The sequence below is a fragment of the Sphingomonas kaistensis genome (assembly GCF_011927725.1).
Taxonomy (GTDB): Bacteria; Pseudomonadota; Alphaproteobacteria; order Sphingomonadales; family Sphingomonadaceae; genus Sphingomicrobium; species Sphingomicrobium kaistense.
Genome location: NZ_JAATJC010000001.1, coordinates 1640507 through 1664027 on the forward strand (window position 1 = coordinate 1640507; position 23521 = coordinate 1664027).

The following is a 23521-nucleotide window of genomic DNA, read 5'->3' on the forward strand; positions in this document are numbered from 1 at the left end:
GAGGTAGTTTCGATCACTTCAGCGTCGATGGCAAGCAGCTGACCATCGAGATCGACTAGATGTGCCAGCCCAACATCCCACAGACCCATTGTGCGCCTCCTGCTAACGCGTGGCAGGTAGGCATCTGGGGACGTCAAAAAGCGTCACCTCCCCTCGAGGAGGTGGCAGGAACATCGGGTTCGCGGGTAGCGGAAACTTGATCCGTGCACGTCCAGCGACGTCCAGGCGCATCCGGGCACGTTTATAACCGAGATATTACCGAAAACGGCAAAGCCAGCCCGCTAAGTGCTTGTAATCGCTGGTGACCCCTACGGGACTCGAACCCGTGTTTTCGCCGTGAGAGGGCGACGTCCTAGACCGCTAGACGAAGGGGCCGCGCGGTGGTGCGAGGCGCGCATATGGCGGGGCACAGGCGGTTCGTCAATCAGGCGATCAGCGCTTGCTCGGCAGTCTGCTGGCGGGTCAGCCACTGGCGGCACAGCGCCGCAATGCGCGGAGCGGCCTTGCCGTCGCCGAACGGGAAGGCTGGAACCGCCATCGCCCGATAGGCTCTCTCGTCTTCGAGCAGGCGGCGGACATGGTGGACGATCTCGCCGCGCTCGTTGCCGACCAGCAGAGTGTTCCCGGTAGCGATGCCCTCGGGCCGTTCGGTGGTCGATCGCAACACCAGAAGCGGTATGCCAAGCGCCGGGGCTTCTTCCTGTATGCCACCGGAATCGCTTAGCAGGATATGGGCCGAGCGCATTGCCCCGACCATCGCCCGGTGGTCCATCGGCTGCAGGAGCCGGATGCGCGGGTTGCCGCCGAGCAGCAGGCGCGCGGCCGCCGCCATGGCGGGATTGCTGTGAAGGACGATCTCGATCCGCAGCCACGCAAACCGCGCGAGGTCGATCAGCGCCAAACCGATCGGGGTAAAGGCAGCGCCCCAATTCTCACGGCGGTGACAGGTGACGAGCAGCCGGGGAAGCCCCGGACCGTCGGATCCGGGGGGCAATGAGGACACGACGTCGAACAAGGCGTCGATGGCGGTGTTGCCGGTGACGTGGACCTCGCCCGTCACGCCTTCTGCGGAGAGGTTGGCGGCATTGTCGCTGGTGGCGGCGAACAGCAATTGGGACAGCCGGTCGATCGCGACGCGATTGCCTTCCTCAGGCCAGGGCAGGGCGAGGTCATGGCTGCGCAGGCCAGCCTCGACGTGGGCGAGCGGAACGCCGGCGGCAGTTGCGGCAAGCGCTCCGCCGAGCGCGCTGGAGGTGTCGCCCTGCACGATCAGCAGGCCGGGTCGCCCGGCTCCGCGTAGGAGCGATGCGATCGCATTGGCGACGGCTTCCGCATGCACGCGCGGATCGCCCGTGGCCGGGCACTGCAGCCTGGTGAAGCGATGCGCGGCCAGGCCGTAGGCGGATGGGTCCAACTGGCTGTGCTGGCCGGTGAGGACGATGTGGGGAAGAAGGCCTTGCGCCTGCAGTGCGCGTGCCACCGGCGCGAGCTTGATCGCTTCGGGGCGCGTTCCAACGACGAGCATGATGACAGGGGACACCGACGCCCTCCCTCTCAGGAGAAAGCGATCCGGCACCGTTACGACTATCCGAGTTGATCTGCCCTCGCAAGGGCGGCGGGACAGGCCCTAGCGGAAGTTGTCGGCGTAAGCCTGCAGCTTGAGCTTGACCGGCGGGGCAGGGACCACGTGATAGTCGAACCCCTGCTTTTCGGCGTAGGCGATCGCCTGTTCCTTGGTCTCGAAAGCGAGGCGGACCTGGGTCGCGGTGGTGGCATTGCCGACCCACCCGGTCAGCGGATCGTGGCGCTGCGCCCGGTCGCTGGCGAATTCGAGAGTCCACTTGCCGGCCTTGGCACGGCCGCTCTGGGTGGTCTTGCGATCGGTCTCGATGATGCGGGCGGTGGGCATGGCTGGCGAGGTGGCCGAACGCTTCGCCGAAATCAAGAGCGTGGCTTTGCGCGAAGGGTCGGAACGGCGGCGGCGGGGTCGTCGGGCCAGGGGTGGCGCGGATAACGGCCACGCATTTCCTTGGCGACGTCGCGCCAGCTGCCCACCCAGAAGGACGGAAGATCGCGGCTGGTCTGGATTGGCCGGCCCGCCGGCGACGTGATGGCGAGGGTCAGTGGAACCTGGTCGCCGGCCACCATGGGATGGGTGGAAAGGCCGAACAGGGCCTGGGCGCGGACCTCCACCGTCGGTCCGCCGGGGGCTGCATAGTCAATCGGGTGCGCAGACCCGGCCGGCGAGCGGAAGTGGCTTGGAACCAGTCTGTCGAGCCGTTGCTGGCCGTCCCACCCAAGCAGGTTCTGGAGCGCCTGGGTCAGCGCTCCGCCGCCGATATCGGACAGGCGGCGGCGACCTTCGGCAAGCGGTGCGAACCATTCGTCGAGCCTGTCGGCAAGCGCCCGATCGGAGAGATCGGGCAGAGTGGGATCGACCGCGGCGGCAAAGGCGGCGCGGGCCCGCAAGGCGCGGGCTTCCTCGTTCCACGGCAGCAGGTCGAGGCCATGTTCGGCGACGCCCTCCACCAGAGCGGCGGCGATCGCCTGGGGATCGGGACTGGGATCGGGACCGGAGGCGAGACGGATCGCCCCGAGGCGGCGACTGCGGGTGGGGGTGACACTGGCGCTGACGGGATCGAAGGCCCCGTCGTGGCGGGTTTCGATCCGATCCCCAAACAGGGCCAGGACGTCGGCCTCGTCGATCGCCACGGCCGACAGGATGCGCGCGCCCGATGCGGCGCCGGCGACCTCGGCCACCGCCAGCCATTGCGCCGAAGCGAGCGAGGAAGCGGGGTCGAGCCGGAAGCCGCGGCCGCCGACCGACTGCCAATGCTCGCCCGAAGGATCGCGGCGACGCGACAGGCGGTCGGGGAAGGCGATTGCAACGGCCTCGGCAAGGCGGTCGGCGCGGCCGGGAGGAGCATCGGTCAGCCTCAGCCAGCGCTTGGCCAGGCCGCGACCTCCCTCGGCCCGCTTGCCGCGGTCGCCGCGCCAGCGACGGTGGCGGAGTTCGAGATCGGGATCGTTGCCGCCGAGGCCTCGTTCGGTGAGGAGGACGGCGGCATCGGCGGCGGCTTGGCCGAAACCGCGGTCGGCGCTTTCGATCAGCATGTGGGCAAGCCGCGGTTCGAGCGGCAGCCGGGCGATGGCGCGGCCGTGGTCGGTCAGTCGGCCATCGGCGGCGATGGCCCCAAGCGCTTCGAGCCGGTGCCTTGCTTCGGCGATCGCGGCGGCGGGCGGAAGATCGAGGAACGGCAGCCGCGATGGATCGGCCTCGCCCCAGCCGAGGCAGGTGAGGAGGAGGCTGGAGAGATCGGCTTCGAGGATCTCGGGCGGGTCGTGAGCAGGAAGCGCGTTGAAGGCGGCTTCTTCCCACAGGCGATAGGCGGTGCCGGGACGCTGGCGGGCGGCGCGGCCGGCGCGCTGGGTGACGGCGGCGCGGGAGGCGCGCTCGGTGACCAGCCGGGTGAGGCCGGCCCCGCGATCGTAGCGCGGGCGGCGGGCAAGGCCGCTGTCGACCACCGCCGCGACATGATCAAGCGTGACGCTGGTTTCGGCGATCGAGGTGGCGAGGACCAGCTTGCGGGTGCCGGGGGCGGGAGCGGCAAGGGCGGCGCGCTGGGCGGCGGGATCGACCTGCCCGTGGAGGCGATGAAGAACGACGTCGGCGGGCATTGCTCCGAAGGCGTCGGCGGTCCGCTCGATCTCTGCGACCCCGGGAAGGAAGGCGAGGACCGAGGTGTCGGTGTCGGCGAGGGCCCGGCGGCAGGCGGCGGCGACCTGCGGCTCGATCCGAGCGGCGGCGTCGCGGCCGAGGTGGACAAGGGTGAGCGGGTGCGAGCGACCCTCGGAGCGGATCAGCGGCGGCTGGCCGAGCAGGGCTCCGAACCGTTCGCTATCGAGAGTGGCACTCATGGCGAGGATACGAAGATCGGGGCGGAGCGCTTCGGCGGCGTCGAGGGTGAGGGCCAGCGTCAGGTCGCTGTCGAGGCTGCGTTCGTGGACCTCGTCGAATAGGACCGCCGAGACGCCTGCCAGTTCGGGGTCGGCCTGAAGTCGCGAAAGATAGACGCCGTGGGTCATGGCGATCAGGCGCGTGGTCTTGGTGACGCGGCTGTCGAGGCGCGTCTGGTAGCCGACCGTCTCGCCCGGCTGCTGACCGAGTGAGCGGGCGATGAACTCGGCGGCGGCGCGAGCGGCGAGGCGGCGGGGGACGAGCAACAGGATCTGGCCGGTGCACCAGGATTGGTCGAGCAGGGCCGGCGGCACGACGGTGGTCTTGCCGGCGCCGGGCGGAGCGACAAGCAGTGCGCGCGGGCCGGCGCGGAGGGCGTCCAGGAGGTCCGGCAGGACGGAATGGATAGGGAGAGCGGTAGTCACTGGAAGTCCGGCACCGAGAAAATGCCAGCTCGTCCACATCGTCTAAATGGCGCACTTTCAGGCACTTGCGCGGTTGCGCTGAACGTCGAACGACAAAGCGAGGCGGCCATCGCTTCGGCCAAAACATGCGACATCCTACTTTGCAAGTTTCAGCGTCGAGGAGAGCGCAGCGGTGGTTCCCCCCGGGGGCGTGACTCTTCGCGCTCGATGCGGGATCGTCAGCACTGACGAGGCTGAGTCGCGACGACGCCTTGGTGCAAAGCTGTATGATCAGCGAGCCGGCATGAGCGGCTCAGAGACCTCTCGTCGTGTGCGTCATCCAAGGAGGCTACACATGACCAGGTTCAGCAAGCACCTGATGATTGTCACCGTCCTGATCGCAACTCCCGCGCTGGCGGGCGAGGTTACCGGAACGGGCGAATCGACTCCGATCCGTAGCGGGGCGGCAAGCTCGATTTGTGCCTATTCGGGCTTGAACGATGACGGGCTCGGGCCAAGCACGCTGGTGCAATCCTATGGTCAGATCAGGGCCGCGTTCGGCGGGCCGGCGCCGTTCAGGGGCTCTCCGGGCACGTCCTGTCGCGGTAACTGACGCCCGGTTCTCCGGATCCGTGAGACTGGCCCAGGCCAGAACAGGCTGGTCGGCCCGCAGGGGGCCGCCAGCCTGTTTGTCGAGGACGATCCGGGTCAGTCTTCGTCCGCTTCTTCCTTGGCGAGGCTGGCCATGTCGATGACGTAGCGGAAACGGACGTCGCCCTTTTCGATCTTCTTCATCGCCTTGTTGATGTCCTGGATCTCGATAACCTCGATCTCCGGTGCAATGCCGTGCTCGGCGCAGAAGTCGATCACTTCCTGTGTCTCGGCGATCGATCCAATCAGCGAGCCGGCAACCGACCGGCGGTGGAAGGCGACCTGGCTGTTGTCGACGCCCGCCATCGGCTCGAGCGCGCCGACGATCACCAGCGTCTTGTCGCGCTTGAGGAGGGCGATGAATGGATTGATGTCGTGCTTTTCGGGAACGGTCGAGAGGATGAAGTCGAAAGTGCCGGGCAGCGCGGCCAGTTCGTCGGCCTTTTTCTTGACCTCCTTCTCCATCGCCACATGGCTCGCGCCGAGTGCTTCGGCTTCATCCTTCTTGTCCTCGGTGCGGGTAAAGACGGTGACCTCTGCACCGAGCGCCTTCGCCAGCTTGACCGCCATATGGCCAAGTCCGCCGAGGCCGATCACGCCGACCTTGTCGCCCTTCTTCACGCCCCAATGCTTCATCGGCGAATAGGTCGTGACGCCGGCGCAAAGGATCGGCGCGGCCGCCTCGGGCTTGAGCGCATCGGGGATGCCGATGACGAAATCCTCACGGCAGACGATGTTGGAGGAATAGCCGCCGTAGGTGTTGTCGCGACCGTACATGTTCTCGCCGGTCGCAGCCATGGCGGCGGGGATGAACGGGCCGTTGTAGGTGGCGAGGAAGCCGTTGGGGCCTTCGCAGTAATTCTCGTCGCCTTCCTTGCACGGGGCGCAGGACTGGCAGCTGTCGACCATGCAGCCGACGCCGACGATATCGCCGACCTTGTACTTGCCGTTGGTCGCCGCCTTGGCGACGCGGCCGACGACCTCGTGGCCGGGGACGCAGGGGTAGATCGTGTTCGCCCACTCGTTCTTCACCTGGTGGATGTCCGAGTGGCACACGCCGCAATACAGGACGTCGATCAGCAGTTCGTTGGGCTTGGGGTCGTCGCGCTCGAAGCGGAAAGGCTTCATGCGGCTGAAACTATGCTTGGCGGCGTAACCGATCGTCTCGACCATGGGGGATGCTTCTCTCGTCCTTGGGGGGAGCAGAAGAAGCCCGCGGCGGCGGCTTAGGTTCCCGTCTTAATAGGCCCGGGCGACAGCAAACTCGACCGCCTGGGTGAGGGCGGCCTTGGCCTTGCCGGCCGGGAAAGGCGCGAGGTTGTCGAGCGCGCGGCGAGCGTAGGTGCGAGCGCGTTCCAGCGTGTCGGCGATCGCGCCGGTGGCATGAAACAGGCTGATCGCGTGGGCGAGGTCGTCGTCACCGGTCCGCTCACCCGCGACCGCCTGCTTCCAGAAGGCGCGGTCGTCAGCCGAGCCGCGGGCATAGGCGAGGATGATCGGCAGGGTCATCTTGCCCTCGCGGAAGTCATCGCCGAGATCCTTGCCGCTGGTCTTGGCTTCGGAGGTGTAGTCGATTGCGTCGTCGACCAGCTGGAAGGCGATGCCGAGGTTGCGGCCGAACGCGTTGAGCGCTTCCTCGGCCTCTTCGCCGGCTTCGGCGACGACCGGCGCGATGTGGCAGGCGGCGGCGAACAGGGCAGCGGTCTTGGCCTCGATGATCGAGAGATAGGTGTCTTCCGACGTGCCGATCTGGCGCTGGGCGGTGAGCTGCGCGACCTCGCCCTCGGCGATCACGGCCGAGGCGCGGCTGAGGATCTTCAAGACCTTGAGGCTGCCATCCTCGACCATCAGCTCGAACGCGCGGGAGAAGAGGAAATCGCCGACCAGCACACTGGCGGGATTGCCCCAGATGAGGTTCGCGGTGCGCTTGCCGCGGCGGGTTCCGCTGCCGTCGACGACGTCGTCGTGGAGGAGGGTGGCGGTATGGATGAATTCCACCGCGGCGGCGAGCATGTGGTGGCGGCTGCCGGGATATTGGCACAGCGCGGCGCTGGCACAGGTCAGCATCGGCCGCATCCGCTTGCCGCCGCCGGCGATGAGGTGGCCGGCAAGCTCCGGAATGAGCGGTACTTCGCTCTGCATTCGAGCAAGAATGACCCGGTTCACCGCATTCATATCGGGCGCGGTGAGCGCTACGAGAGGATCGAGGCTGGGCGCCGGGTTGAGCGGGTGGACGGAAGCGGTCATCTCGCTCGGGTCGGTAGAAGCGGGCGCGGGGAAGGGCAAGCTTGACCGGCCCGGCAAGAGGCGGAACCATTTGCTGTGAGGCGACTTGGTGTCCGTGGGGATAACGGGGGCGAAACAATCCTGAAGAGTAGCCGATCGACATGGCTGATCGTGGCATCGGCGCTGGTGCCACTGGTGCTATTCGCCATCTTCCAGGTTGGGTTCGCCGCGCGCGAGCAGCGCCGGACCGTGGAGGCGAGCGCGCTGAGCGTTGCCGACAAGCTGATTCTGGCCGCGGACGTCGAGACGGTACGCTATGGCGCGCTACTGGACGCGCTTGCGACCTCACGCGCCTTGCGGGAGCGCAACTGGGATCGGTTGGCGCAGCGTTTTGGTGAGTTCCAGGCGCTCAATCCCGACCTTCGCGGAATCGCGGTCGAGGACTCGGCGGGGGCGGGCGTTGCGAGCATCGGCCTGCCAATCGTGCGGTCGCTGTCGGTCGCGGACGGGACGCCGAACAGCAGGCCGCTGTTCACCGGCTATGTGCGGACCGGCAATTGCCTGTGCCTGATGTTCAAGCGGGCCGCCGTGTCCGACGATGGCCAGCGGCTGACCGTCACCCTGCTCACCGACAGCCGCCAGTTCGAACGCCTGATGCCGGCCGTCAGCGACTATCCGGTGAGCGCGCTGGCCGGTCCAAAGGCCCGCTTCATCGCCCGTTCGGTAGAGAGTGAGAAACGGTTCGGAGCCCTGTCCTCCTCCTTCCTGCAGGAAGCGGTGGCAAACGGCGCGGGAGAGGGCATCTACCGCGGCGTGACCCTTGAAGGGTTTGAGAATTACACTGCCTTTTCGCGCTCCGAGCGGACGGGCTGGACCGCGCATGTGGCGCTCGGGTCGGATTATATCGACAATCCGGCGCGACGGTTCCTGGCGTCCCTGGTGGCGGCAGCTTTGCTGTCGCTGCTGCTGGCGGGATTGCTCATTGCCTTCGCGCTGCGCCAAATGGTCGAGGCGCGGCGGGTCGCCGAGCGGATGCAGCAGGCGCAGAAGATGGAGGCGCTGGGGCAGCTGACCGGCGGCCTGGCGCATGATTTCAACAACCTGCTGACCCCGGTGATCGGCGTCCTCGACCAGTTGACCCGCCGCGACAGCCTGGACGAGCGCGGCAAGAAGCTGGCGACGGGTGCGCTGACGGCGGCGCAGCGGGCGGCCAAGCTGACCCAGCAGTTGCTGGCTTTCTCCCGCCGCCAGCGGCTGACCGTGGGGCCGGTCGCAGTCGACATCTTGCTTGCCAACATATCGGGGCTGGTCGAGCGCACGATGAGCGGCAAGCATCGCTTCACGATCGAAGCCGATCCCGATGCCGGGTGCGTTCGAAGCGACCTGACGCAACTCGAACTGGCGCTACTCAACCTTGCGATCAATGCGCGCGATGCGGCACCCGACGGCTGTCCGATCATCCTGAGGGTCACGAGGGAAGCGGCCGCCGAGCCCGGCGGACAGGAATTCGTGCGCTTCGCGATGATCGACCGGGGCAGCGGCATGGACGAGGAAACCCGGCTGCGCGCGCTGGAGCCGTTCTTCACCACCAAGCCCACCGGGCGCGGCACCGGACTCGGCCTGGCGCAGGTATTTGGCGTGGTCGAGCAATCGGGCGGAACGGTCGACATCGAATCGGTGGTCGGCGAAGGCACGGTGGTGACGCTTCGGCTGCCGGCTTGCGCGCCGGGCGATGAAATGGCGGTACGTGCGGCGACCGAGGCGGCGGGGGACAGGCCGCCAAGCCCCCTGCGCCTGCTGGTCGTCGACGACGAGCCGGACGTCCGCGCGACGCTTGCCCAGATGCTGAGCGAAGCCGGGCATTCGGTGGATTCGGTGTCCAATGCCAAGAGCGCGCTGGCGGCCCTGCGCCACGAGAAGTTCGACCTCGTGGTGTCGGACTATCTGATGCCGGAGATGAACGGCGCGGAGCTGATCGCGCAGGCGCGCCAGCTGTGGCCGGAACAGCCCTTCCTCGTGGTGAGCGGCTATTCGGACAGCGACGAACTGGCGCGAAGCTGCCCGAATGCGATCCGGCTCGAGAAGCCGTTCACCGGTGCGCAGCTGATGGTCGGGGTAGAGCGGGCGCTGGACGCCTGATCAACCGAGCGGCAGGCTGAGCCGCGCCAGAAGGCCGCCAAGGTCCTCACTCTCCTCCAGCGCGATACGTCCGCCATAGATTTCCGCCACGTCGCGGACGATGGCGAGGCCGAGGCCGGTCCCGGGCTTGCCGGTGGTGTCGAGGCGCTTGCCGCGGGTGAACAATTCGGTGCGCTGTTCCTCGGGGATGCCTGGGCCGTCATCCTCGATCAGGATGTCGACGAACGGAGCGGACTTCTCCACCGTCACGAACACCCGTCCGGACCCGTATTTTGCGGCATTCTCGACCAGGTTGCCGAGCATTTCGTCGAGATCCTGGCGCTCGACCCGAACCTGGCAGCCCTTGTCGCCGGCGATGTCCACGGTCGCGCCTTCGTGTATCCGGGTCACCGCGCGCTGCACCGCCTGCAAGCTTTCCCACACCGGCGCGCGGGCCTGGGCAGACGCGCGGCGGCCGATCGCACGGGCGCGGGCGAGATGGTGGTCGACCTGCCGGCGCATGGTGGTCGCCTCGCGGCAGACGGTGTCGTGAAGCTCGGGATCGCGGGCGGTGGCGGCATTGGTGATGACGGTCAGCGGGGTCTTGAGCGCATGGGCGAGGTTGCCGGCATGGCGGCGGGCCTCCTCCGCCTGCTCCTCGTTGTGGGCGAGGAGCTGGTTGATCTCCTGCGTCAGCGGTTGGATCTCGTCGGGGAAATCGTCGGAAATACGGGTCTTGGCGCCCGAGCGGATGGCGACCACCTCGTGCCGCACCCGGCGCAGCGGCCACAGGCCGTAGAAGGTCTGCAGCGCCGCCAGCATGACGAGGCCAAGGCCGAGCACCGCAAAGCTCCAGGTCAGCGTGGTGCGAAGCTCCTTCAGCTGCGAATCGAGGTTCTCGCGGCTTTGCGCCACCTGGAAGCGCCACTTGATCTCGCTTCCCGGGATGATGACGTCGCGCTCGACGATGCGCAGCGGCTCGCCCGAAAACTGGTAACTGTCATATTTGAACAGCTCCAGCCGCGAGACCTTGGGATCGACGGCCAGGCGACGGTCCCACAGCGAGCGCGACGGAAAGTCGGCGACGTCCGGGGTTCGACCCGTTGCGTCGGGCAGGGGCGTGATCTGGAAGTAGCTGCCGGAATAGCTCTCGATGAATCGCTGGTCGGCGGGCGGGCGACTGAACTTGAGTTCACCCGTGGTGCCCAGTTCGGATGTCCCGATCATCGAGCGAAGCACCAGCTCCAGGCTTTCGTCGAAGTTGCGGACCAGGCTTTCGGTCAGCAGGCGGTTAAGCGCGAAGCCGCCGACCGCGAGCAGGATCGAGATCCAGATCGCGGCAATAACGATCATCCGCCGCGTCAGCGAGCCGGTGCCGCGCTTGCGCCGGCCAGCAGCCCCGGCGGCGGGCACGCCCTTCGCCGGGACCACATGCTCCATCAGGCAGGCTCCTCGAGGCTGTAGCCGAGGCCGCGGATGGTGGTGATGACGTCGGGTCCGAGCTTCTTGCGGATGCGCGTCACGAACACTTCGATGGTGTTGGAATCGCGGTCGAAGTCCTGGTCGTAGATATGCTCGATCAACTCGGTCCGGCTGACCACCTTGCCCTTGTGGTGCATAAGGTAGCTGAGCAGCTTGTATTCCTGCGCGGTCAGCTTGACCGGTTCGCCGTCCTTGGTGACCTTGCCCGAGCGGGTGTCGAGACGAATGTCACCGGCGTTGAGTTCGGAAGAGGCATTGCCCGAGGCGCGGCGGATCAGCGCGCGCAGGCGGGCGATCAGCTCCTCGGTCTGGAATGGCTTGGCGAGATAATCGTCGGCCCCGGCGTCGAGCCCGGCGACCTTGTCCGACCAGCTGTCGCGCGCGGTCAGCACCAGCACCGGCATCCGGCGGCCTTCCTTGCGCCAGCGGTCGAGCACGGTCAGGCCGTCGACCTCGGGCAGGCCGAGGTCGAGCACGACCGCATCATAGCTTTCGGTCTGGCCGAGATAATGGCCATCCTCGCCGTCGGTGGCGAGATCGACCGCATAGCCGGCCCCTTCCAGCGTCGAGCGGAGCTGGCGGCCGAGCGAGGGTTCGTCTTCGACGATCAGGACGCGCATGAATGAATTCTCCCTTTGGGGAACCTTAACACGCGCGAAGATGAACGGTTGCTTTGGCGAAATGAAGAGGGGGCGGCAGAAAAGCCGCGATCAGTCCCCGCTGCGCCCGACCACCCGACCGGTGGAAGCGTCGACATCGATCCAGATCACCCGCCCGCCACGCATGAACTTGAGGCGGTAGGTACGGCCGTTAAATTCAGGCCCGAGATAGTCGGCACCGCCCATGCTGGGGAGAACCCGCCGCTCGATCATCGGCAGCGGCATGGAGCGCCCCTCGCGGGTCGCCTGGAACGCGCGATCCTGATCGCGCGGTCGTTCGGCCGCAGCGGGGGCTGCGGTCACGGCAGCGGCAACGGCCGCAAGCAACAGGGTGAAGGTGGTACGCATGTCGAAGCCGCTTCTATCACAAGGTGTTGAATAGCTTGTGAACCGGACTTTCAGGCCATGTTCGCAGGCTGCCACAGCTCGATCGGATTGCCTTCGGGATCGTGGACACGGGCGAAGCGGCCGACTTCGGGCATGGCGTTCCATTCTTCCTTGACCATCACCTCCACCCCCGCGGCCTCGAGCCTCGCGACCAGGGCGTCGAGAGCGGTCACGCGCAGGTTGATCATCGCCTGCTTGTCGGCCGCGAAATAGTCGCTGTCGGCCTTGAACGGTTCGAACACCATTGGCCCGCCCTGCGTCTGCCACAGCCATTCATTGGTCTGGCCCGCGGCATCGGTGCCGCAGCCGCCGCCGACGCCGAGGTGATCGCGATACCAGGCCTTGAGCGCGGCGGGGTCTTTCGCCCGGAAGAAGTATCCGCCCATGCCGACCACCGTCATCGCATTTCTCCGCGCGCTGCCTGTTGCCCGCCTGCATAGCCAAGATGATGACGAAGGGCGATGCACCCTCTAAGTGGCGGCGATGGCTCCTCCCATCCTGTCGTTCGAAGATCTTGGCCTGGTGCAAGGCGAAGGCTGGCTGTTCCGCCACCTCGACGTGCATGTCGGCCCGCGCGACCGGCTGGCGCTGATCGGCCGCAACGGGGCGGGCAAGACCACGCTGCTGAAGTGCCTGGCCGGGGTGATCGACACCGACGAGGGCAAGCGCAGCGTCGTTCCGGGGCGCAGGATCGTGCTGCTGGAGCAGGACCCGCCGATGACCGGCCATGCGACGCTGGAGGAGTGGGTGCTGAGCGGCGCCGATGCCCCGCAGCCGCACGAGGCGGCAGCCATCGCCGACCAGCTGGGGATCGACCTCGGCCGTCCGACCGCGACCGCGAGCGGGGGTGAGCGGCGGCGGGCAGCGATCGTCCGCGCGCTGGCGCAGGAGCCGGACCTCTTGTTCCTCGACGAGCCGACCAATCACCTCGACCTTGCCGCGATCGACTGGCTGGAAAGCTGGCTGAACCGCTTCCAGGGAGCGTTCATCGTGATCAGCCACGACCGGACCTTCCTGACCCGCCTGACCAAGAGCTGCCTGTGGCTCGACCGCGGGCAGATCCGGCGCGCGGAAGTGGGCTTCGGCGGATTCGAGGCGTGGACCGAGCGGGTCTATGCCGAGGAGGAAAGGGCGGCGCAGAAGCTGGACGCCAAGCTGGCGATCGAGCTCCACTGGCTCCAGCGCGGGGTGACCGCGCGGCGGCGGCGCAACCAGGGGCGTCTGGCGAAGCTGGGCGAGATGCGCGAGGCGCGCGCGGCGATGATCGGCGGGCCGGGGGTGTCGAAGCTGGGCCTCGCCAAGGACGACGCCAAGACCAAGACCGTGATCGACGCCGAGAAGGTCGTGAAGCGCTTCGGCGATCGCACCGTGATCAAGGACTTCACCCTGCGCATTCAGCGTGGTGACCGGATCGGCATCGTCGGGGCCAACGGGGCGGGCAAGACGACCTTGCTCAAGCTGCTGACCGGCGAGCTGGCGCCCGACGAAGGCAAGATCGTTCAGGCCAAGACCCTGAACGGGATCGTGATCGACCAGCAGCGCAAGCTGATGAGCCCGGAAAAGAAGGTCCGCGACGTGCTTGCGGACGGCGGCGACTGGATCGAGGTGCGCGGCGTCAAGAAGCACATCAAGGGCTATCTCAAGGAATTCCTGTTCAGCCCCGAGCTGACCGAAGCGCCGGTCGGATCGTTGAGCGGAGGCGAGCGATCGCGGCTTTTGCTTGCGCGCGAGTTCGCGCGGGCGTCGAACCTGCTGGTGCTGGACGAGCCGACCAACGACCTTGACCTCGAGACGCTCGACCTGCTGCAGGAGGTCATCGCGGATTATGAGGGCACGGTGCTGATCGTCAGCCACGACCGCGATTTCCTCGACCGCACGGTGACGGTGACGCTGGGTCTCGACGGATCGGGCAAGGTCGACGTGGTCGCCGGCGGCTACGAGGATTGGGCCAAGCGGCGCGTCCCCGCCAAGGCAGTCGCCGCGCCAAGGAAGAAAGTCGACGAAGCGCCAAGGCCCGCGGCTCCAGCCAGGAAACTGAGCTTCAAGGACCAGCGCGATCTCGACCGCCTGCCGGGCGAGATCGAGACGCTGGAGGCGGCGATCAAGGCCGACGAGGCAGCGCTCGCCGACCCCGACCTTTACACCCGCGACCCCAAGCGCTTCGCTGCGCTGATGGCGAGCATTGACCGCAAGCGCAGCGACAAGGAAGCGGCCGAGCTGCGCTGGCTTGAAGTCGCGGAAATGGCCGAGGGGCTGGCTTGAGCTTCGCCAGGTCGAACGCGGCGGCACTTGGCGGGATCGCCGGGCTGCTGCTGTGGGCGGCGCTGTTCTGGTCGGGGCCGCTGGTCAACGACGTCGCCTGGCAATTGTGGATCGGGCGCCAGATCAACGGCGGCGCGGCGCTTTACGGCGACATACTGGAGGTCAATCCGCCCTTGTGGTTCTGGATCGGCGCCGGCTTCGAGCGACTGGCGGCGACCACCGGGATTGCGGGCGAGCGGTGGCTCGGGCTGGCATTCCTTGCCTATGCGACCCTGTCGCTGCTGGTGACCGTTCGACTGTTGGAGCAGCCCCGGCGCCAGTGGGCGGCGGCGCTGGCATTGGTCGCGACCCTCCTGCTGACCTCGCCCTACGCACACCTTCAGCGCGAGCAGTTCCTGCTGATGGCTGTCCTGCCCTGCCTGGCGCTTGCAGTGCGGCGCGCGGAGGGCGGGGAGGTGAGCCGTGGGCTGGCGCTGCTGGTCGGATTGATCGCTGCGCCGGGGCTGGCGCTGAAGCATCACTTCCTGATCTTTCCGGCGCTGATCGAGGCCTGGCTGTGGTGGCGGCGGAGGCGCTTCGAGATCCGGCCGGAGCATCTCTCGCTGGTATGCGCCGCGCTGCTCTACGCGGCGGCGGTGATGGCCTTCGCGCCGACCTATCTGTCGACCATGCTGCCGCTGCTGCGGGCGGGGTATCATGGCTACAACCCGTCGCTGTGGACCCTGTTGTTCCAGCCCGGCATCGTGGTCGGGCTGTTCGCGCTGGCGGCGGCGGGACTCGGTCGCGGTCGGCTGGGCGTGCTCGGTGAGGCGGCGGCAGTCGGGACCGCCGCATTCGTCCTGGTGTTCATCGTCCAGGGCAAGGATTTCCACTACCAGGCCATCCCGGCGCTGGGGATGGCGCTGCTGACCATGCTTGCGCTTCTGCTGGGCAAGGGGAGCGGCGGCGGGCGGCTGGTCGCCGCTGTCGGGCTGGCGGTGGCGCTGATGGTGCCGGTCAAGGCGGGGATGGCGCGCTACGACGTGTTCTTCCTGCAGGCGACGCGCGATCTCGAGCCGGGCGAGGGAGTGACCCTTATCTCGCCCAGCCAGGCACTGGCATGGCCGGCCGTCTACGAGCGCGGGCTGCGGTGGGATTCGCGCACCATGGGCCTGTGGATGGTGCTCTCGCCCTGGGCGGCCGAGAAAGAGGGAAGCCGCGATTCGCGGATGGCCGTGCTGGGCACTGCGGTCCGGCGTGAACTGGCGGCCGAGATCGCCTGCAAGCGACCGGCGATGGTGATCGTCGACACCTTCTACGACGAAGAAGCGCCGAACCGGGACGTCTTCGGATGGCTCAACGCCGAGCCCCGGTTCCGCGAGGCGCTGGCCGGGTACCGCGAAGTGGCGCCAGTGTTTGTCCTGCGCCGCTTCGTGCCCAAGGGGCCGACGGCGGCCGCCTGCGTTGCAGGCGACCTTTCCGCGGTTACCCGGCCATTGCCGTGAACGTCCTTACGAGCTGAGGAACTTCACCAGTTCCGGCTGGCTGACGCTGCCGCTCTTGTCGGCGTCAGCGGTCTTGAACGCACCGTCCAGGTACGATTTGGTCGGCGCCTTCTGCCCGGCGGTGGTCTGCAGCGTCGTGACCCACTTGGTGAATTCGGTCCGGCTCAGCGCCTTGTTCTTGTTGGTGTCGTAGGTCGCCCAGTCGGCAGCCACGATCCCGGCGGTGTCGGTTGGCGGGGTTGCTTCAGCCTCGGCCTGCGTCGCCGGAGTGGCGGGAGTGGCGGGCGTAGCGGGAGTTGCCGCAGTGCCGGTCGCCGGGTCGGCCGGCGTGGCGGGGGTCGCCGGGGTTGCCGGCGTAGTGCCGCTCGGGGTCGTCATCGGGACGGCCGGGCTCAACGGGTCGGTCGCCGGCTGGGTCGTGGTCTGCGCCACGGCGGCGGTACTAGTGGCAACTAGCAGTCCGAAAAGGGCCTGTTTGATCATGTTCTTCTCCACGAAAAAGGGTTCCCGCCCGTGCGGACGGGGTGTGGAATAAGAACGAAATGGCGGAATTCCGGTGCCTTGGCCCAACCCCGCAGGCAAACAGGCCAACGTTAAGCGGCCTATCAACATGGATTAACGTTAACGATCAGGCGTTGAGCTGATACTGCTTCAGCAGATCGTACAGCGTCGGGCGGCTGATGCCGAGCAGCTTGGCGGCGCCCGAGATGTTGTGTTCGGTCCGGATCAGCGCCTGGTGGATGGCGCGGCGATCGGCCTTTTCGCGGGCGGCGCGAAGATTGATCGCGTCGAACGCTTCCTCCGACAGGCCGGGAAGGTCGAGGTCGAGCGCGCCGAGCAATTTGCCTTCGGCCATGATCACCGCTCGCTTGATGCGGTTTTCCAGCTCGCGGACGTTGCCGGGCCAGGCGTAGCCGTCGATCGCATCGACCGCGTCGGGGGCCAGGCCGGTGACCGGCGTTCCAAGTTCGCGGGCGAAGCGGCGGGTGAAGTGACGGGCGAGCAGAACCGCGTCACCCGGGCGATCGGCAAGCGCGGGGATCGCCACCACCATCTCGGCCAGGCGATAGTAGAGATCCTCGCGGAAACGGCCGTCAGCCTGCATCGCGCCGAGATCCTGGTGCGTTGCGCAGACGATGCGCAGGTCGACCGGGATGGTCTGCCGCCCGCCGATCCGTTCGATCACGCGTTCCTGGAGGAAGCGCAGCAGCTTGACCTGAAGCGGCAGCGGGACGTCGCCGATTTCGTCGAGGAACAGGGTTCCGCCCGACGCCATCTCGATCTTGCCGGTCGTGGTCTTGACCGCCCCGGTGAAGGCCCCGCGTTCGAACCCGAACAATTCGGCCTCGAGCAGATTCTCGGGAATGGCCGCGCAGTTGATGGCGACGAATGGGCCGGACGCGCGGCGGCTCTTTTCATGCACCGCGCGGGCGAGCAGTTCCTTGCCGGTGCCGCTGGCGCCGAGCAGCATGACCGAGACGTCGGCCGGAGCCACCCGCTCGATGGTGCGGGCGACTCGCAGCATTTCGGGCGATGCGGTGATGATGCTGCCGAGAACGGTTCCGCCGTCGGCCGCCTGCGCCTCCAGTCGGCGGTTTTCGGCCTCCAGCGCATGGAGGTGGAAGGCGCGGGCAACGATCAGGCCGAGCTGGTCGATGTCGACGGGCTTGGCGCAGAAGTCGTAGGCGCCGAGCGCGATGGCGTGGAGCGCGCTTTCATGCGCGCCGTGGCCCGACGCCACGATGATCTTGGTGTCGGGCTTGAGGCGAAGGATGTCGGCCAGCACCGCGAAGCCCTCGGTGGTGCCGTCGGGATCTGGCGGCAGGCCGAGATCGAGGGTTACGACCGCCGGCTCATGCAGGCGCATCAGGTCGAGCGCTTCGGCCCGGTTGAGCGCGCTCACGACCTTGTAGCCGTCATAGGCCCATTTGAGCTGGCGCTGCAGGCCTTCGTCATCCTCGACGACCAGCAGGACGGGAAGTGTTGCGGTGTCGGTCATGCGCGCAGTCTTTCGGGAAGCGCGGCCGTCTCGGCGGCGCTCAGGGGAAGGGTGATGGTGAAGCGGGTGCCGGCGCCCGGGCGGCTGTCGACCGTCAGACGGCCACCCATCGCCTGGACCAGGCTGCGCGCTTCATAGGCGCCGATGCCGAAGCCGGTCTGCTTGGTGGAGGCGAAGGGGGCGAAGAGGCGGGTCGAGATGAAGTCCGCGTCCATGCCCGGGCCGGTGTCGCTGATCTCGATCCGGGCGGCGCCGGCGCCGTGCGACACGCGCACCGTGACCGGGTCCGCCGGCGGACTGGCCTCGACGGCGTTGGACAGCAGGTGGCCGATCGCCTGTTCCAGCCCGTGGGGGTCGGCGACCACATCGATCCCGCCATCGCCGAGCAGGCGCACGTCGTGGCTGGTGCGGTGCGCGGCGATGCAGCTGGCGAGCAACGGGCGAAGCTCGACCGACCGCAGCGGCGGGCGGCCTCCCTGTGACGCGGCCGGAGCGAGGCGCGCGAGGAGGTCGTTCATCTTGCCGACCGAGGATTTCAGCGTCGCGACCATGTCGGCACGCCATTCGGGATTGTCGGCATGACGCTCGGCATTGCGGGCGATGAGGGTGAGCTGGCTGACGAGGTTCTTCACGTCGTGCAGGATGAAGGCGAAGCGGCGGTTGAATTCGTCGAAGCGGCAGGCCTCGCTGAGGCGCTGCTGGCCCGCGGCCTCACTGAGGCTGGCCGCCGCCTGCCGTCCGGCCGTGCGCAGCAGGTCGAAATCCTCCCAGTCGAGCGGACGGCGCAACTCGGGCGCGGCGAGCAGCACCAGCCCGACCGCCGTATCGCCGTGCACCAGCGGGACGCCCACCCACAGCGACGCCTCGTCCAGCATCCACGATGGGAGCGGCAAGGCGAGATTGGCGGCCGAGCCCCAGCGCTGGCGATGGGCATCGAGTTCGAGCACCCGGCCGTCGCCGAGGAGGGGCCAGAGCGCGTCCAGGTCGCGGCCGCCGACGGCCTCGTCGGCTAGCCGGGCGTCCCAGTGCCAGGAACCGGCGACGGTGAAGCGCCCGGTGTCGTCGGGCGCCAGCAACAGGCCGGCAGGGGCCTCGAGGATGTCGGCAAAGGCGCGGACGATCCGTGCCGACAGCGGCTCGTTGGACCCGCCGGTCCCGAGCGTCGCGGCGAAGCGCAGCCACTCGGTCCGGTAATCGTAACGATGTTCGAAGAAGTGCTTGGCGATCTTGACCCTGGTCCAGCTGCGGGCGCGGCGGCTGGGCAGCAGCACCGCAAGCGCCACCGTCATGGCTGCGAGGGCAAGCATCGCAAGGCCGCGCAGCCAGTCGAAGGTGCCGGTGCGAAGCACGGCCGCAAGCAGCGCCATCACCGCGAAATAGGAGCAGATGGCGAGCAGCGAGAGCGACTGGAAGGTGGCGGCGCGCGACAGCTTGGGGCGGAAGGCGGCGCTGTCGGCGCGAGTCAGCGCGAAGCAGGGGGCAGCGAGCGCGACCACCACGCCCTTGATGTCGCCCAATGTCGCGCCGAGCGGCAGGCCGAGCGCCTGCAGCGTGTAGAGGTTGAGGTCGTAGACCCACAGCAGCGCAAGGCCGAGCATTGGCAGGCGCATCGGGCCGCGGCTGGCGGCGGCGGCCTGGCCGTAGAAATTGTGGACCAGCACCAGCGCGCCGGCGGCGGTGATGGTGCGGAGGACGATCGCGGTCGCTTCAAGCGCCTGCCGGTCGGCGGTTCGCGCCAGGGGGGCGAGGCTGTCGACCAGTGCCTGGGCGCCGAGCACCAGCGCAACCGCGCCATAGACCAAGGCCACGCCCTGCTGGCGGGTGCCCTTTTCGTCGGCGCTGGACAGCATGAACAGCATCGCGACCCAGATCAGGTTGCGGGCAGTCTCGGCGTTGTCGGCGAGCATGGTGCCGGCCATGACCCCGCCGAGCCAGGACGAGGCCGCGGTGGTAAGAAGCCCGCCGAGCAGCAGCTTCTGCGCGGGCCCTGCGGCCCATCCGCGCAATTGCCACAGCAGCACGGCGGCCATCGCCACCGCGCCGAGCGCGTGACCCCAGAAGGCAAGCAGGCTGTCCACGCCCCGCACTGTCGGAGATATTTACAAAGGAAGGGTGAAGAACGGCGTCGAGGGCGGAGCCGTCCCCGCTGACGTCAGCCCTTGAGGGCCTCCAGCGTCGCGGCTTCCATCGCCACCACGGCGGTCCCGATCACCTGTTCGGCGTCGGGCGCCCACAGCGGCGAATGGAGGCCGGGCAGCTTGGTGACCTCGCCTCCCGCCTGGTCCCAGCGAGCCTGCGGCACGCCGCCCACCCAGAACAACAGGCTGCGGCCCTGCGGGTTGGCGATCAGGAAGCGGCTGAAGTCCTCACCGACCATCGCGGCGGGGACCATCCTGACCCGGTTCTCGCCGAACAGCCCGGTGAAGAGGGTGCGGGTTTCCGCGGTGAGGTCGGCGCTGTTGACCGTGGCGGGGGTGTAGGGATCACGCACTGAGACCACCGGCATGCGGTCGTCGGGGACGCCGGCGGCGATCGCCTCGCCCCGGGCAATGCGGCGGATGCCGTCGAGGATGCTCTGCCGGACTTCGGGCGTGTAGCTGCGGACGGTGATCTGCAGCCTGGCCTCGTCAGGAATGATGTTGTGGGTGGCGCCGGCGTGGAAGCTGCCGACGGTCACTACCGCCGGATCGAACGGACTGCGTTCGCGGCTGACCAGGGTCTGGAGGGTCGAGACGATGCGCGCGGCGACCACGATCGGGTCGCGCCCGTTCTGCGGCGCTGCGCCGTGGCTGCCGACCCCGCGCACGGTGACATCGACGCTGTCGACATTGGCCAGCGCCGGGCCAGGCGTCAGGCCGATCGTTCCGGCCGGGAGTGACGCGCTGTTGTGGAAGGCGAGCATGGTGTCGGGCTTGGGAAAGCGAGTGAACAGGCCGTCCGACAGCATCGCCGCGGCGCCCTCGCTGGTTTCCTCGCCCGGCTGGAGGATCAGGACCAGCGTTCCCTTCCACCTGGCCTTGCTGGCGGCAAGGCGGCGGGCGGTACCGATCAGCGCGGTCATGTGGGTGTCGTGGGCGCAGGCGTGCATGACGCCGGTGTCGACGCCGGACCTAGCGGTGGTGCGGACCTTGGAAGCGAAGGCGAGGCCGGTCTTCTCCTCCAGCGGCAGGCCGTCCATGTCGGCGCGGACCAGCACGGTCTTGCCGGGGCCGTTCTTCATCACCGCGACGATGCCGGTCTTGCCGACCTTTTCGGTCACCTCATAGCCAAGCTTGCGCAGTACGGGCGCGAGGCGGGCGGCGGTCCGGGTCTCGGTCATGGCCAGCTCGGGCGCGGCGTGAAGCTCGCGGTAGAGCGCCATCAACGGCGTGAGCTCGGCCGGGGTCGGCTGGGCGGCGAGAGCGGCGGCGGCGAGAAGGGTCAGCATGGGCCGAGCCTAGCGCGCTAGGAGGAGGGCACAAGCTCCACCACGTCGATCAAACTTTCGTAGCGCGGCGAAGGGAGGATCAGCCGATAGGTGCGGGGGCCGATCCGCTCCACGAAGCCGGCGAGGTCGCGGTCGCTGTCGACGCCATAGGTGATGGCGCGCTGTTCGTCGCCGAGGACCAGGGTCCCGAGAAAGACCTGGCGCAGCTGGTCGTGCGGGAAGATGTAGCCGACCTGGCGCTGCGAACCGCTGAGCTTGGTGAAGGCCTGCAGCCGCCCGGACTGGGCGATGCGGCAATTGAACGCGGGGTAGGAGACGAAGGGGAGAAGCCCGGGCGAGCGGGCGCCGAGCTTGGTCACCCGGCAGCGATAGTCGCCGTTGGGGATGGTGCCGCCGATCGCCGCATCGGGCATGAGAAGCGATCCCTCGCGGGTGATCGCCACGCCGTTTCCGGCGGCGCGGGCCTGCGCCAGGCCGTTCACGAAGGCGGTTCGCCATTCGCGCAGGCGGCGACGGTCCTCTTCGGTCGCGACGGTTTGCCACGACGCGGCCCTGGCCACCGGTCCGGCGGTCGGCCGCTCGTTCGGCGTGCAGGCTGCAAGCGGTGCGAGCGCAAGCAGCGCGGCGAGGCGGCGCATCGTCATTGCGCGGTCCAGCCGCCGTCCATGCTGAGGTTGGCGCCGGTGATGCTTCCGGCTTCCGGGCGGCACAGGAACAGGGCGAGGGCGGCGACCTCCACCGGCTCGACGAAGCGCTTGGTCGGCTGGGCGGCGAGCAGGACGTCGTTCATCACCTGCTCGCGGGTCATGTTGCGCGCCTTCATCGTGTCGGGGATCTGGTTCTCGACCAACGTGGTCCAGACATAGCCCGGGGAGATGCAATTGACGGTGATGCCCTCGCGTGCGGTTTCCAGCGCGACCGCCTTGGTGAAGCCGGCGACGCCATGCTTGGCCGCGACATAGGGCGCCTTGTTGGGCGAGGCGACGACGCTGTGGGCGCTGGCGGTATTGATGATCCGCCCGAACCCGCGCTGGCGCATGGAGGGCAGGCAGAGACGGGTGGTGTGGAACACCGCCGACAGGTTCACCGCCATGATCCAATCCCACTTCTCGGGCGGGAAATCGGTGATCGGCGCGACATGCTGGACGCCGGCATTGTTGACGAGAATGGACGGCGAGCCGAGCTCGTCGGTGCATTGGGCGACCAGGCCGTCGATTGCTTCGGGGTCGGCGAGGTCGGCCTCGGAAAAGCCGGCGCAGTCGTTCGACAGCGCGGCAAGCTCGTCCTTGAGCTGGAGGTTGGCTTCGCGGTCGCCGAAGCCGTGGAGCATGACTCGGGCGCCCTCGGCCGCGAGGGAGCGGGCGATGGCGAGCCCGATGCCGCTGGTCGAGCCGGTCACCAGCGCGACCTTGTCCTTGAGGATCATGCGTTGAGTCACTCCAATTGCCTGACAATCTCAGAAGAAGAAGCCGGGCGCCGGGTCAAGCCCGCGGCGACGATGACGAGCCCTTGCAACCTCCGCGCCTCGCCGATCATTATGGGTCCGCAAGGAGAACATGGATGCGCCTCGGGGACGGCAACGACAATGACTTCATCGACGCTACCGGTCGGTCGGGCGGCGGCATGCCGGTGCTGGGCGGCGGTGGCGGCATCCTCGGGATGCTCATTCCGCTGGTGCTCAGCCGGTTCGGGATCGTCGGTATCCTGATCCTGGCGCTGGGCTATTGTGCGTTGAGCGGCCTTGGCGGCGGCGGCATCCTCGGCGGCGGCGGCAGCCCGACCCAGCAGGGTGATGGCGGCGGTGCGTCGCAGCTGTCGCAGGAAGACGGACGCGTGCTGCGGTCGGCGCTGATCTCTACCGACCAGGTCTGGGGCGCGTTGTTCCAGGCAGCCAATCGCTCCTACACGGAGCCGAAACTCGTCGCCTATCGCGGCGGTTATCAGACCGCCTGCGGGCAGGGCCAGGCGAGCTTCGGGCCTTTCTACTGCCCGGGCGACCAGAGCATCTATATCGACCCGAGCTTCTTCAACGAGCTGCGCACCCGCTTCGGGGCCAGCGGGGACTTCGCGCCTTACTACGTGATCGCGCACGAGGTCGGGCACCACATCCAGAAGCTCGAGGGGACGCTCGACCGGGCAAGCCGCGCGCAGGCGTCGCTCGGCAAGGCCGAAGGCAATGCGGTGCAGGTCGGGGTCGAGCTTCAGGCCGATTGCTATGCCGGGGTGTGGGCGGCGCGGGCCAAGGCACCCGACGGAACGCCCGCTCTCGATCCCGACGATCTGCAGGAAGGCATGACTGCGGCGGCGGCGATCGGCGACGACGCGCTGATGCAGCAGGCGGGCCAGGCAGTGCGGCCGGAAAGCTTCACCCACGGGTCGAGCCAGCAGCGCCAGGAAGCGCTTCGTCGCGGGCTGCAGAGCGGCGACCCGAGCGTGTGCAACTACAACCGGGTGTGAGGTAACG

General features: G+C 68.0%; 20 protein-coding genes and 1 tRNA gene. 5 read left to right on the forward strand and 16 right to left on the reverse strand.

The annotated features are described in order from the left end of the window. Positions 1–299: 299 nt before the first annotated feature. The 4 genes from GGQ97_RS08030 to hrpB form a co-directional block, all read right to left on the reverse strand. Positions 300–375: transfer RNA gene (locus tag GGQ97_RS08030), tRNA-Glu, on the reverse strand. A gap of 49 nt (positions 376–424) precedes the next feature. Then, positions 425–1540 carry a non-hydrolyzing UDP-N-acetylglucosamine 2-epimerase gene (wecB, locus tag GGQ97_RS08035; RefSeq protein WP_168068598.1) on the reverse strand — a complete coding sequence of 372 codons (1116 nt, stop codon included), beginning with the start codon at positions 1538–1540 and terminating at the stop codon, positions 425–427. Positions 1541–1627: 87 nt separating this feature from the next. Further along, the gene (locus GGQ97_RS08040) at positions 1628–1909 is read right to left on the reverse strand and encodes an NADH dehydrogenase ubiquinone Fe-S protein 4 (RefSeq protein ID WP_168070860.1); all 282 of its coding nucleotides are present in this window, start codon (positions 1907–1909) and stop codon (positions 1628–1630) included. Positions 1910–1941: 32 nt separating this feature from the next. Then, positions 1942–4383 (reverse strand): ATP-dependent helicase HrpB, encoded by a 2442-nt coding sequence (gene hrpB / locus GGQ97_RS08045; RefSeq protein WP_342448485.1) that lies wholly within the window; start codon positions 4381–4383, stop codon positions 1942–1944. Between the two features lie 334 nt (positions 4384–4717). On the opposite strand from hrpB, the gene GGQ97_RS08050 reads away from it, so the two are divergent. Beyond that, complete coding sequence (locus GGQ97_RS08050) at positions 4718–4975, forward strand: hypothetical protein (RefSeq protein ID WP_168068600.1); 258 nt, start codon at positions 4718–4720, stop codon at positions 4973–4975. Between the two features lie 95 nt (positions 4976–5070). Here GGQ97_RS08050 and GGQ97_RS08055 read toward each other — a convergent pair whose 3' ends face one another. Both GGQ97_RS08055 and GGQ97_RS08060 read right to left on the reverse strand, forming a co-directional pair. Then, positions 5071–6186 carry an NAD(P)-dependent alcohol dehydrogenase gene (locus GGQ97_RS08055; RefSeq protein ID WP_168068602.1) on the reverse strand — a complete coding sequence of 372 codons (1116 nt, stop codon included), beginning with the start codon at positions 6184–6186 and terminating at the stop codon, positions 5071–5073. A 66-nt stretch (positions 6187–6252) separates the two neighbouring features. After that, positions 6253–7260, reverse strand: coding sequence for a polyprenyl synthetase family protein (locus GGQ97_RS08060; protein ID WP_168068603.1), 1008 nt, complete (start codon positions 7258–7260; stop codon positions 6253–6255). A gap of 150 nt (positions 7261–7410) precedes the next feature. Here GGQ97_RS08060 and GGQ97_RS14660 point away from each other — a divergent pair, with 150 nt between their 5' ends. Further along, complete coding sequence (locus GGQ97_RS14660; protein ID WP_168068604.1) at positions 7411–9378, forward strand: response regulator; 1968 nt, start codon at positions 7411–7413, stop codon at positions 9376–9378. Here GGQ97_RS14660 and GGQ97_RS08070 read toward each other — a convergent pair whose 3' ends face one another. From GGQ97_RS08070 to GGQ97_RS08085, 4 genes are all read right to left on the reverse strand, one after another. Then, complete coding sequence (locus GGQ97_RS08070; protein ID WP_245197914.1) at positions 9379–10797, reverse strand: sensor histidine kinase; 1419 nt, start codon at positions 10795–10797, stop codon at positions 9379–9381. It lies immediately after the preceding gene. After that, complete coding sequence (locus tag GGQ97_RS08075) at positions 10797–11459, reverse strand: response regulator transcription factor (protein WP_168068606.1); 663 nt, start codon at positions 11457–11459, stop codon at positions 10797–10799. The genes GGQ97_RS08070 and GGQ97_RS08075 overlap by 1 nt, the downstream gene beginning before the upstream one ends. A gap of 90 nt (positions 11460–11549) precedes the next feature. Continuing rightward, positions 11550–11846: a hypothetical protein gene (locus GGQ97_RS08080; protein WP_168068607.1), complete on the reverse strand. Its 297-nt coding sequence runs from the start codon at positions 11844–11846 to the stop codon at positions 11550–11552. Between the two features lie 50 nt (positions 11847–11896). Continuing rightward, positions 11897–12286 carry a VOC family protein gene (locus GGQ97_RS08085; RefSeq protein WP_168068609.1) on the reverse strand — a complete coding sequence of 130 codons (390 nt, stop codon included), beginning with the start codon at positions 12284–12286 and terminating at the stop codon, positions 11897–11899. Between the two features lie 82 nt (positions 12287–12368). Here GGQ97_RS08085 and GGQ97_RS08090 point away from each other — a divergent pair, with 82 nt between their 5' ends. Beyond that, complete coding sequence (locus tag GGQ97_RS08090) at positions 12369–14147, forward strand: ABC-F family ATP-binding cassette domain-containing protein (protein WP_168068610.1); 1779 nt, start codon at positions 12369–12371, stop codon at positions 14145–14147. Continuing rightward, entirely contained in the window at positions 14144–15631 is a 1488-nt protein-coding gene (locus tag GGQ97_RS08095) for a hypothetical protein (RefSeq protein WP_168068612.1), read from the forward strand. Before GGQ97_RS08090 ends, GGQ97_RS08095 begins: the two co-directional genes overlap by 4 nt. A 6-nt stretch (positions 15632–15637) precedes the next feature. Here GGQ97_RS08095 and GGQ97_RS08100 read toward each other — a convergent pair whose 3' ends face one another. From GGQ97_RS08100 to GGQ97_RS08125, 6 genes are all read right to left on the reverse strand, one after another. Further along, on the reverse strand, positions 15638–16114 hold the full coding sequence (locus GGQ97_RS08100) for an EF-hand domain-containing protein (RefSeq protein ID WP_168067056.1): 477 nt from the start codon (positions 16112–16114) through the stop codon (positions 15638–15640). 145 nt (positions 16115–16259) lie between these two features. Next, entirely contained in the window at positions 16260–17630 is a 1371-nt protein-coding gene (prsR, locus tag GGQ97_RS08105) for a PEP-CTERM-box response regulator transcription factor (RefSeq protein WP_168068613.1), read from the reverse strand. After that, positions 17627–19708 (reverse strand): XrtA/PEP-CTERM system histidine kinase PrsK, encoded by a 2082-nt coding sequence (prsK, locus tag GGQ97_RS08110; RefSeq protein ID WP_168068614.1) that lies wholly within the window; start codon positions 19706–19708, stop codon positions 17627–17629. Before prsK ends, prsR begins: the two co-directional genes overlap by 4 nt. A gap of 74 nt (positions 19709–19782) precedes the next feature. Further along, positions 19783–21057, reverse strand: a complete 1275-nt coding sequence (locus tag GGQ97_RS08115) for an amidohydrolase (RefSeq protein ID WP_168068616.1) — start codon at positions 21055–21057, stop codon at positions 19783–19785. 17 nt (positions 21058–21074) lie between these two features. Next, on the reverse strand, positions 21075–21701 hold the full coding sequence (locus tag GGQ97_RS08120) for a DUF4893 domain-containing protein (RefSeq protein ID WP_168068618.1): 627 nt from the start codon (positions 21699–21701) through the stop codon (positions 21075–21077). Next, on the reverse strand, positions 21698–22483 hold the full coding sequence (locus GGQ97_RS08125) for a 3-hydroxybutyrate dehydrogenase (RefSeq protein ID WP_168068619.1): 786 nt from the start codon (positions 22481–22483) through the stop codon (positions 21698–21700). Before GGQ97_RS08125 ends, GGQ97_RS08120 begins: the two co-directional genes overlap by 4 nt. A 134-nt stretch (positions 22484–22617) precedes the next feature. On the opposite strand from GGQ97_RS08125, the gene ypfJ reads away from it, so the two are divergent. Continuing rightward, entirely contained in the window at positions 22618–23514 is an 897-nt protein-coding gene (gene ypfJ / locus GGQ97_RS08130; RefSeq protein ID WP_168068621.1) for a KPN_02809 family neutral zinc metallopeptidase, read from the forward strand. Positions 23515–23521: the final 7 nt, after the last annotated feature.

Coding starts and splice junctions, on each gene's coding strand:
- GGQ97_RS08040 (WP_168070860.1), bottom strand. CDS start 1,909: ATGCCCACCGCCCGCATCATCGAGACCGATCGCAAGACCACCCAGAGC.
- GGQ97_RS08050 (WP_168068600.1), top strand. CDS start 4,718: ATGACCAGGTTCAGCAAGCACCTGATGATTGTCACCGTCCTGATCGCA.
- GGQ97_RS08055 (WP_168068602.1), bottom strand. CDS start 6,186: ATGGTCGAGACGATCGGTTACGCCGCCAAGCATAGTTTCAGCCGCATG.
- GGQ97_RS08060 (WP_168068603.1), bottom strand. CDS start 7,260: ATGACCGCTTCCGTCCACCCGCTCAACCCGGCGCCCAGCCTCGATCCT.
- GGQ97_RS08070 (WP_245197914.1), bottom strand. CDS start 10,797: ATGGAGCATGTGGTCCCGGCGAAGGGCGTGCCCGCCGCCGGGGCTGCT.
- GGQ97_RS08075 (WP_168068606.1), bottom strand. CDS start 11,459: ATGCGCGTCCTGATCGTCGAAGACGAACCCTCGCTCGGCCGCCAGCTC.
- GGQ97_RS08080 (WP_168068607.1), bottom strand. CDS start 11,846: ATGCGTACCACCTTCACCCTGTTGCTTGCGGCCGTTGCCGCTGCCGTG.
- GGQ97_RS08085 (WP_168068609.1), bottom strand. CDS start 12,286: ATGACGGTGGTCGGCATGGGCGGATACTTCTTCCGGGCGAAAGACCCC.
- GGQ97_RS08090 (WP_168068610.1), top strand. CDS start 12,369: ATGGCTCCTCCCATCCTGTCGTTCGAAGATCTTGGCCTGGTGCAAGGC.
- GGQ97_RS08100 (WP_168067056.1), bottom strand. CDS start 16,114: ATGATCAAACAGGCCCTTTTCGGACTGCTAGTTGCCACTAGTACCGCC.
- prsR (WP_168068613.1), bottom strand. CDS start 17,630: ATGACCGACACCGCAACACTTCCCGTCCTGCTGGTCGTCGAGGATGAC.
- GGQ97_RS08115 (WP_168068616.1), bottom strand. CDS start 21,057: ATGCTGACCCTTCTCGCCGCCGCCGCTCTCGCCGCCCAGCCGACCCCG.
- GGQ97_RS08120 (WP_168068618.1), bottom strand. CDS start 21,701: ATGACGATGCGCCGCCTCGCCGCGCTGCTTGCGCTCGCACCGCTTGCA.
- GGQ97_RS08125 (WP_168068619.1), bottom strand. CDS start 22,483: ATGATCCTCAAGGACAAGGTCGCGCTGGTGACCGGCTCGACCAGCGGC.
- ypfJ (WP_168068621.1), top strand. CDS start 22,618: ATGCGCCTCGGGGACGGCAACGACAATGACTTCATCGACGCTACCGGT.